The organism is Parafrankia sp. FMc2 (assembly GCF_041008525.1).
Classification (GTDB): Bacteria; Actinomycetota; Actinomycetes; order Frankiales; family Frankiaceae; genus Parafrankia.
Window position 1 is genome coordinate 18,008 of sequence record NZ_JBFLUG010000102.1, and the last position, 9,062, is coordinate 27,069.

The 9,062-nt window shown below is 71.3% G+C and carries 10 protein-coding genes; 7 read left to right on the forward strand and 3 right to left on the reverse strand.

The features are described 5' to 3' along the window. Positions 1-349: 349 nt before the first annotated feature. The 4 genes from AB1460_RS26470 to AB1460_RS26485 all read left to right on the forward strand — a co-directional run bounded on the left by AB1460_RS26470 (position 350) and on the right by AB1460_RS26485 (position 3,901). The gene (locus tag AB1460_RS26470) at positions 350-1,492 is read left to right on the forward strand and encodes a heme/hemin ABC transporter substrate-binding protein (RefSeq protein WP_368964824.1); all 1,143 of its coding nucleotides are present in this window, start codon (positions 350-352) and stop codon (positions 1,490-1,492) included. Further along, positions 1,489-2,622, forward strand: a complete 1,134-nt coding sequence (locus AB1460_RS26475) for a FecCD family ABC transporter permease (protein ID WP_368964825.1) — start codon at positions 1,489-1,491, stop codon at positions 2,620-2,622. The genes AB1460_RS26470 and AB1460_RS26475 overlap by 4 nt, the downstream gene beginning before the upstream one ends. Continuing rightward, positions 2,619-3,503, forward strand: a complete 885-nt coding sequence (locus AB1460_RS26480) for a heme ABC transporter ATP-binding protein (protein ID WP_368964826.1) — start codon at positions 2,619-2,621, stop codon at positions 3,501-3,503. Before AB1460_RS26475 ends, AB1460_RS26480 begins: the two co-directional genes overlap by 4 nt. Positions 3,504-3,745: 242 nt before the next feature. Then, positions 3,746-3,901, forward strand: coding sequence for a hypothetical protein (locus AB1460_RS26485; RefSeq protein WP_368964827.1), 156 nt, complete (start codon positions 3,746-3,748; stop codon positions 3,899-3,901). Positions 3,902-4,027: 126 nt separating this feature from the next. On the opposite strand, the gene AB1460_RS26490 is transcribed toward AB1460_RS26485, so the two are convergent. After that, on the reverse strand, positions 4,028-4,336 hold the full coding sequence (locus tag AB1460_RS26490) for a hypothetical protein (RefSeq protein WP_368964828.1): 309 nt from the start codon (positions 4,334-4,336) through the stop codon (positions 4,028-4,030). Between the two features lie 353 nt (positions 4,337-4,689). Between AB1460_RS26490 and AB1460_RS26495 the strand changes: the two genes are divergently transcribed. Further along, entirely contained in the window at positions 4,690-5,577 is an 888-nt protein-coding gene (locus AB1460_RS26495) for an aldo/keto reductase (RefSeq protein WP_368964829.1), read from the forward strand. 12 nt (positions 5,578-5,589) lie between these two features. Here the strand turns inward: AB1460_RS26495 and AB1460_RS26500 are convergent, their stop codons facing one another. Together AB1460_RS26500 and AB1460_RS26505 are read right to left on the reverse strand one after the other, a co-directional pair. After that, positions 5,590-5,916 (reverse strand): hypothetical protein, encoded by a 327-nt coding sequence (locus AB1460_RS26500; RefSeq protein ID WP_368964830.1) that lies wholly within the window; start codon positions 5,914-5,916, stop codon positions 5,590-5,592. Positions 5,917-6,078: 162 nt separating this feature from the next. Continuing rightward, positions 6,079-7,536, reverse strand: coding sequence for an MFS transporter (locus AB1460_RS26505; protein ID WP_368964831.1), 1,458 nt, complete (start codon positions 7,534-7,536; stop codon positions 6,079-6,081). Between the two features lie 127 nt (positions 7,537-7,663). Here AB1460_RS26505 and AB1460_RS26510 point away from each other — a divergent pair, with 127 nt between their 5' ends. Then, the gene (locus AB1460_RS26510) at positions 7,664-8,335 is read left to right on the forward strand and encodes a TetR/AcrR family transcriptional regulator (RefSeq protein ID WP_368964832.1); all 672 of its coding nucleotides are present in this window, start codon (positions 7,664-7,666) and stop codon (positions 8,333-8,335) included. A gap of 254 nt (positions 8,336-8,589) precedes the next feature. Continuing rightward, positions 8,590-8,985 carry a transposase gene (locus AB1460_RS26515; protein ID WP_368964833.1) on the forward strand — a complete coding sequence of 132 codons (396 nt, stop codon included), beginning with the start codon at positions 8,590-8,592 and terminating at the stop codon, positions 8,983-8,985. The last annotated feature ends 77 nt before the right edge of the window (positions 8,986-9,062 follow it).

Consider the following 9,062-nt stretch of genomic DNA (forward strand, 5'->3'; position numbering starts at 1 on the left):
GGGCCCGGCCTCGACCGGCACGGGCCGGCACGGGCCGGCACGGGCCGGCACGCACGATCGTGCCGTTAGCCCATCGGCGCGTTGCCGCGTGTTCACGCTGGCACATACCGTCGCACTGTCCGTCCGCAGCGGACGCCCGGCCGGCACCGGTCGTCGCTCCGATCGCCCTACCCCCGACTGCCCGGCCCGGCCCGTCAGCGGGGGGTGCCCGGCCGGAGGGGCACCGCGGACGGGGCGGCGGCGGATCAGGGCGGCGCACCACACCCCGTCGAATGCTTGCTTAAGTAAACCTCACCTAATTTAATCGGATGCGGCCGGAAGAGGATATTCCGAACGTGTGCGGAGCGTGATGGCAGTGACCTGGTCCGATCCTGATATCGAGCACGGCTCCCGGCACCAGGAGGAACACCCGGGCCGGCGGGTGGGGAACCGTCCACCCGAGGCCCGCCGACGGCGCCCCGGGCCGCCGCGTGCCAGGGCTCTGTCGGCGCGACTGCGGGTGACGGTCGTCCTCGCGGTCGCCGCGGTGACCGGCCTGCTGCTGGCCGGCTGTGGATCGTCCGACGAGGCGGAACCGTCGACCGCGCCCTCGTCGACGGCGTCGACGTCCGCGGTGCCGTCCGCCGGGCCGACCGAGGCGGCTCCCGTGCTGCCGGTCACCGTGCCCTCGGCCGGCGGTGGCGACGTGACCGTCACCGACGTCAGCAGGATCATTCCCCTCAACGGTGAGATCGCCGAGATCGTCTTCGCGCTCGGGCTCGGTGACCGGGTGGTGGCGACCGACGTCTCCGCCACCTATCCGCCCGAGGCCGCGGCCAGGCCGAAGATCGGCTATCAGCGGTCGCTCGCCGCGGAGGGCATCCTCGCCCTGCGGCCGACGATCCTGGTGGGCACACCGGAGGCCGGTCCTCCCCCCGTCATCGAACAGCTGCGGTCGGCCGGCGTTCCCACGGTGATCGTCGAGCGGGGCGCCGGGTCGCTGGACGGCATCGGCGCGAAGATCCGGGCCGTGGGCGCGGCACTCGGGGTGCCCGGCCGCGGTGTGGCACTGGCGGCCACCACGCAGACCGAGCTGGACAGGGCTGTCGAGCGGGCCTCGGGCGCCACAAGCTCACCGAAGGTCGCCTTCCTCTACGTGCGCGGTCAGCAGAACGTGGCCATGATCGGCGGCGAGGGCAGTGGAGCGGACCTGCTGATCGAGGCCGCCCACGGCGTCGACGCCGGCAGCGCGGCGGGACTGGGTGAGTTCACGCCGCTGACGGCCGAGGCGCTGGTCGCCGCGGATCCCGACCATCTGCTGCTGCTCAGCGACGGCCTGGAGTCGGTCGGCGGGATCGACGGGCTGCTCCGGCTGCCGGGAGTCGCCCAGACCACCGCCGGTGAGAACCGGGCGGTCATCGACCTCGACGACCTGGAACTGCTCGGTCTGGGCCCGCGCACCCCCGCCGCGCTCGACGAGCTGGTGGACGCGCTCCACCCGGGCCTGCGGTGACCCGACCCCCGGCCGAGGGCGCCCTGGCGCCGACGCCCGGGGGCCCGGCGGGAGTGGAGAAGCCTCGCCTGCGCGGACGCGGACGCGGACCAGCCCGGCGGGGCCGTACGGCGTCGGCCCTGGTCCTCCTGACAGCCGCGGTCGCGGCGGCCGCGGTGCTCAGCGCCGCGACCGGCGCGGTCGGTGTCCCACCGTTGTCCGTGATCGGCGTCCTCAGCGACCACCTCGGCCTGGGCACCCTCGGCGTGGACGTCAGCGCGCGGCACGACGCGGTGATCTGGAACATCCGGCTGCCCCGTGTCCTGCTCGGGCTGCTGGTCGGCGCGTGCCTCGGCTGCGCCGGCGCGATCCTGCAGGGGCTGTCCGGCAACCCGCTGGCCGACCCGGCGCTGGTCGGGGTCTCCGGCGGGGCGGCCGCCGGAGCCGCGGCCGCCATCGTCGCCGCGCCCACCCTGCTCGGCCAGTGGACCGTGCCCGCCGCCGCCTTCCTCGGCGGGCTGCTCGCCACCTCCGTGGTCTACCTCGCGGCCCGCCGGGACGGCCGGACGGAGATCATCACCCTGATGCTCGCCGGTGTCGCGGTCGGCGCGGTCGCCAACGCCCTCGTCGGGCTGGCGATCTTCACAGCGAACGACCAGGAGCTGCGCGACATCACCTTCTGGAGCCTCGGCAGCATCGGCGGTGCGACCTGGACGGCGCTCGCGGCGGTGGCTCCGCCCGGTCTGATCGGGCTGGTGCTGGCCCTGCGCCTGGCCCGCCCGCTGGACCTGCTGGCCCTCGGGGAACGGGAGGCGGCGCACCTCGGCCTGCCGGTCGAACGCACCCACCGCCAGGCGGTCGCGCTGGTCGCGCTGCTCACCGCCGCCGCCGTCGCGTTCACCGGGATCATCTGGTTCGTCGGCCTGGTCGCCCCGCATCTGGTGCGTCTCGTCGGCGGCCCACGGCACGCGACGCTGCTGCCCGCCTCGGCACTGGTCGGCGCCGGCACCGTGGTGCTCGCCGACCTCGCCGCGCGCACGATCGCCGTGCCGGCGGAGGTGCCACTCGGCGTGGTGACGGCCCTGGTCGGCGGGCCCGTGTTCGTCCTGCTGCTGCGCCGCACCCGCAACGCCCACGGCGGATGGGCATGACCGCGGACCCGGCCGCGGGCACAGCCGGGGAGACGACCGGGGACACAACCGTGGACGCGGCCGGCGAACCGGTCCTGACCGCAGCCGGCCTGTCCGTCCACACGTCGACGGGCCGGCTGCTGGACGACGTCACGCTGACCGTGCGCGCCGGGGAGCTGCTGGCGATCGTCGGCCCCAACGGGGCTGGCAAGTCGACCCTGCTCGCCGCGCTGGCCGGTGACCGCCCCGCCCCCCGCACCCGCACGACCGGCGAGGTCAGCCTGTTCGGGCGCCCGGTCGGCAGCTACCGGCCGGGCGCGCTCGCCCGCCTGCGCGCGGTCCTCCCGCAGAGCGGCACGCCGCGCTTCCCGTTCACCGTCTCCGACGTGGTCCGGCTGGGCCGGGCGCCCTGGCCACCGGACCGCGACCGGGACGACGCGGCCGTCGGCACGGCGCTGGCCATCGCCGACGTCGCCCACCTCACCGCCCGCCGCTGCACCGACCTGTCCGGCGGGGAGCAGGCCCGGGTCAGTCTCGCCCGGGTCCTCGCCCAGGACGCCCCGGTCCTGCTGCTGGACGAGCCGACCGCCGCCCTGGACCTGCGGCACACCGAGAACGTCCTGATGACGGCGCGCCGGATGGCGGACGCGGGCCGGGCCGTGGTCGTCGTCGTCCACGACCTCAACCTCGCCGCGGTGCACGCCACCACCGTCGCCGTCCTCGCCGGCGGGCGGCTACGTGCCCTGGGTTCGCCTGCCGAGGCCCTGACCAGCACCATCCTGACCGAGACCTACGATCATCCGGTCACCGTGATCGACCATCCGCTACGCCCGGTCAGGCTGGTCCTCCCCGGCGGGCTGCCCGCCGGCCAGCCCCTCCCGCCGCAGAGCCCGGAAGCGTAGATCCCGACACGGCGACAGGGCAACAGAGAACGTGGCCGGAATCACGAGGGAATCACCCGTCGAGCGAATCGTAATGGTTCTGCTTGCCAGCAAAAAGTAACAGGCTGACACCTCGGCCGTAACAACCCCAACATCGTCCCGGACAACACTTGTGCAGCATTGGGCGTCCGACCGAGCAGACGACGCCCCTGACCCTGACTGGCGGGTGTTCCATGGACGATGTCCTGTCAATGGTGATGTCCATGGACAGCATTCCGACATTGCCGGAGACCGACGTGATACTTGCGGAGCTCCGCCGGCTGCCCCAGACCGCCGAGACCGCGGCCCTGATCGACGATCTGCTGGAGTTCCGGACGCTGCTCGCGGCGCGGTCGACGGATACGGATCAGGCCCACTGACGCCGTCCCCGAAGGCGATGGGCCGGGGGAAACCGACACCGGGCAGGCGCGGGTCAGGCGGCGACGCCGGCCACGGGCACCGGCGGTCCGGTCTTCCGCCCCGTCTGCCCGGTGCGGTCGCGTTGGCTACCGGGAGCCGAAGGGCTGCCCCTGGCCGCCGCTGCGCTCCCCGCCGAAACGCTCGTTGAACTGCCCGCCCTGGCCCTGGCCGGCCCCCGCACCGACCAGCTCCTGCAGACGGTTCTCGACGTACCGCTCACTGTGGTGCGTCCGGTCAGCAATCCGCGCGATCAGGTCGTTGATGCCGGTCGCCGCGTCCAGGTCGGCGGCGCTGACCTGACCGAACTGGTCGAGCAGCGGGTAGCGAAGCTGCCGCCAGTTCTGGCGCAGCTGCTGCTCGACCTGCTGGCGCTGCTGCTGCTCCTGCTGAGACATCAGATATACCCTTTCGTCCGGTTCGGTTTCATGCCGCGGTAGCGCGGGGGAAACGCTACCCAGGCGATCGGCGGAACGCCGTGCGACTGCCGACTCGGCGTGGATACCGACCAGACACGCCATTGTTCCCAAATGGAGATCCGAAACGGCTGTGCGGATTCTCGACAAAGGTCGATCCCGCCGGCCGCAGGTGTTCGTCGCCGGGCCTGTCGTCTCCGCGCTCACCTCGCCGCTGATCGGGCTGGCGCCGGCCGACCAGCCGGATGGATGATCGAGGCGTGCCGCGCCCCGGCTGGCGAGGGGGGTACTGACCCGACCTCCCTGGACGGTGTGCCGGTACCTAGCGTGGAGGCATGAGTACCGATCTGAGCTTGAACAACGGCGTCAGGCTGCCCGCTCTCGGCTTCGGCGTCTTCCAGACCCCGCCCGAGGAGACCGCGGTCGCGGTCGAGGAGGCGCTGCGGGTCGGCTACCGGCTGATCGACACCGCCGCCGCCTACGGCAACGAGCGCGGCGTCGGCGAGGGGATCCGCCGGTCAGGCCTCACCCGCGGCGACATCTTCATCGAGACCAAGGTCTGGATCAGCGACTACGGCTACGACGAGACCCTGCACGCGTTCGAGAAGGCGGTCGGCAAGCTCGGCGTCGACCAGCTCGACCTGCTGATCCTGCACCAGCCGCTGCCGAGCGAGTTCGACCTCACCATCGACGCCTACCGGGCCCTCGAGACGCTCCTGGCCGACGGGAAGGTGCGCGCCATCGGCGTCAGCAACTTCCTGCCCGACCACCTCGACCGGCTCCTCGACGCCACCACCGTGGTGCCCGCGGTCAACCAGATCGAGGTGCACCCCTACTTCCGCAACACCGACCTGCTGGAGAAGGACGACAAGCTCGGCATCCTGTCCCAGGCGTGGTCCCCGATCGGCGGGATCACCTTCTACCCCGGCTGGGGCGACGACCGCCGCAGCACCCTGGAGGACCCGACGCTCGTCGAGATCGCCACGGCACACGGGAAGACCACCGCTCAGGTGATGCTGCGCTGGCACCTCCAGCAGGGCCGGCAGGCGATCCCGAAGTCGGTGTCACCGACCCGGATCGCGGAGAACTTCGACATCTTCGACTTCACGCTCACCGACGCCGAGCTCGCGTCGATCGACACACTGGACACCGGGGCGCGCGGCGGCCCCGAGCCGGAAGCGATCACGCGGGCCGCCTGGGGACGGGAGATCCCCGAAGCCTGATCGCCCGCAATGTCACGACCCCGGCCTGGACGTGGGCGTCCGGACGTCCCGGCCGGGGTTGGTCGGGGTGCCGTTGGTGAGCGTCGCCCAGCGGGCCCGCCAGGACAGTATCGACCAGCGGGAGGCTGCGCTGTGGATCGAGCCGATGCTGGCGAAGGATCCGAGGCTGAAGATCGACGCGTAGCAGCCCACACCGAGGACGGACACCGCCGAACCGACGGACCCGATCGACAGTACCGAGCCGACCGACCCGATCGACAGCACGGACCCCTTCGACCACAGACAGAGGACGGAGTCCTCGGAGCCGATCGACAACCGGGAGCCTTTGGGCTTGTGCATGCCACCATCCTTCCGGAACCGGCCCGGCCCCGCCCAGCATTTCCGTGCCCTGCCAGGAGCACGCACGGCATTCACCCGGCACCGAGATCGCGCACCTATGCGCGCTGCGGGTCCCCGGACGCCGCGGCCATGTCCGGCCTGCGCGGGCAGCCAGCCCGGAGGTCAGGTCGTCCGCTCGTTCTCATGCGCGGAGTGATCGGGTCGGGAGGTCTGCTGGGGGACGTCCACGGGGCGGCGCTCGGGGCTCTGAGGTCGTAGGGCCAGGCCGAGCACCGCCGCGGTGGCGGCGAGCGAGGCGTCTCCGGATCGGTGGGTCGCGGCGAGAGAGGCCAGGACGGCGAGGCCGAGGGCTCCGCCGAGTTGCTGGGAGGTGTTGAGCAGGCCGGAGGCAGCACCTGCGTCCCGGGGGGAGGTGGAGGTGGTCGCGGTGCGGATCAGTGGCATGAACAGGATGCCGCCACCGAGACCGAGCAGAACCATCCCAGGAAGAACGTGGGCTGGGTAGGTGCCGTCGGCCGGGCTGAACGCGAAGGCTCCGAGTCCGACTCCGATCAGGGTTGCTCCGCCCACGATCGGCATCTGGACGCCGACTCGGGCTACCAGGCGCGCGGCCATCGTGTAGGCGCACACAGCGATGATCAGGGTGGCGGGGAGGAAACCGAGGCCGGTCTGCAGCGGCGTGAAGCCGAGGATGTTCTGCATGTAGAGCGCGGCGAAGTAGAACCAGCTGAACATCGCGGCTCGCAGCAGCACGGCGAGGGTGTTGGCCAGGCAGAGCGCCCGGGATCGGAACAGGCGTGGCGGCAGGAGCGGTTGCGCAGCGCGACGTTCCAGGTGGACGAAGAGCGCCAGCCCGGTCGCCGCCGCGGCAAGCAGGATCAGGGTGGTGGGTGCCGCCCAGCCGTCGCTGCTGGCGGTGACGCAGCCGAGGAGCGCGAGCATGACCGCGGTCGTCACGGTCACCGCACCCGGAAGATCGAGATGCGCCTGTCCCCGGCCGGGCAGGCCGTGGCCGAGGAACCGCGGCGTGACGGCGATGATCGCCAGACCGACCGGCAGGTTGATCAGGAAGATCGCATACCAGCCGAGCGTGTCGATCAGTACCCCGCCGAGGATCACGCCCAGGGTTCCGCCGCCGGAGGCCACGAAGCTGTAGACGGCCATGGCACGGTCACGCTTCGCCGGCTCGTCGAACAAGGTGACGATCATGGCGAGGCCGACGGCGACGACGAGGGCGCCTCCGACTCCCTGCAGCGCCCGGCCGGCTGTCAGTGATGTCGGCGAGGCGGCGACGGCGCAGAGCAGCGATGCCGCGGTGAACAGTGCCATGCCTGCGACAAAGAGCCGCCGTCGATCAAACAGGTCGCCGGCACGACCGGCGAGCAGGAGGAATCCGCCGAAGGTCAGCAGATAGGCATTGACCACCCACGACAGCGAGGCGGAGGAGATACGCAGGTCGTGCTGGATGCTCGGGAGAGCGACGTTCACGACCGTGGCATCGAGAAAGATCATGAGCTGCGCAGCGCACAGGAGAGCCAACGCACCCCACCGCCGGTCACGGTTCGCTGCGGCGGCGCCGTCCTGCACGGCGCCGCCCGACGTCTGCCCCGTTGGTCCCATGCGGTCTCCCTCGACTTCTCTCGGCCGGGAGCGCGATCGCCATCCAGCTTGCCGTACACCGTATCGATTGGCGCCGCACACTGTCTCGCACGCAGCGTGATCGCGTACGGCGGAGTACGGTCGGTGAATGCCGAACAGGGCGTCGGAGCTGGTGTGGGACAAGACGAAGCCAGCCCCGGGACGAAAGTTGAACCGGGACGTCGTGGTCGGCGCGGCGATCGCCCTCGCGGACCACGAAGGACTCGACGCGGTGTCGGTCCGTCGCATCGCCACAGACCTGGGCGTGAGGCCCATGAGCCTCTACACCCACATCGCCACCAAGGACGACCTGGTCAGACTCATGGTCGACGAGGTCGTCAGTGAGATCATCATCCACGAGGAGCTTCCCGAGGACTGGCGCGCCGCCCTGGGCCGCATCGCGCACAGCTCCCACGCGGCGCTCGCGGCTCACCCGTGGATGCTGCAGGCATCCACCCGCTCCGGCATGCTCGGACCGAACGCGTTGCGCCACGCCGAGCAGCTCATCGCTGCCGTTGCCCCGCTACGACTCGACCCCGCAGACGCCTGGGCTGTCGCCGGCATCGTGAACGACTACACCCTCGGCCACGCGCTCCGCATCGCCCACCCGGCCGCCGACACCGAGCAACGGCCTTACCCGACCATCGACCCCGCAGTCTTCCCCCACCTCGCCCGCGCGCTTCACGCCCGCACGCCCGACCGCGATGACGCCACGTTCACCACCGGTCTCGACACCGTCCTCGACGGCATAGAACGACGCTTCGCCCGTCCAGGTCGATAGCTACCACGCCGAGCAACGGCGTATGCACGCAGGAAGACCCGCACCCCTTCGGCGACACGCGGCTGGGCGCATGGGTCCGAGGAACACAAGCGATGATCGCCTTCTACGCGAGCACCGCGTTCGCCCTGTCTGTCAGAGTCCCGTGAGACACGAGGATCACTGAAACCTCTGTAGCGCAGGGCGAGATGGGATCTTCAAGACCGGTGACGTTGACCATGGCAGACATGGCCTCCTCGAAGCAGGAGGATGGCGGGGTGAGCCCCTCCCGAGGCGGACCACGGTCGGACCGACCGAAGCGCCGGACCTTCACCGCGGCCTACAAGAAGAGAATCCTGAACGAGTACGACGGCCTGACCGAGTCGGGTGAACGAGGCGCCCTGCTCCGCCGGGAAGGTCTGTACCACTCCCACATCCAGAAATGGCGCGAGGCGCAGGAGCAGGGAGCTCGCGAAGCCCTCGGGGGAAAGCCCACCGGCCGGCCCGCGGCCAGCGAGACGGACACCGACAACGAGCGGCTACGGCGGGAGAACGAACGGCTCGCCGCCGAGCTGGCGCGAACGAAAGCAGCGCTGGAAGTCGTGGGAAAAGCGCACGCGCTCTTGGAATTGATCTCCGGGAGCGCGGATTCCGGCAAGAAACCCAGCAGATAGTCGACGAGGCGTTCACCTCACTGGCACCATTGACCTCGGTCAAGGTCGCGTGCGACCTGCTCGGGCTGTCACGGGCG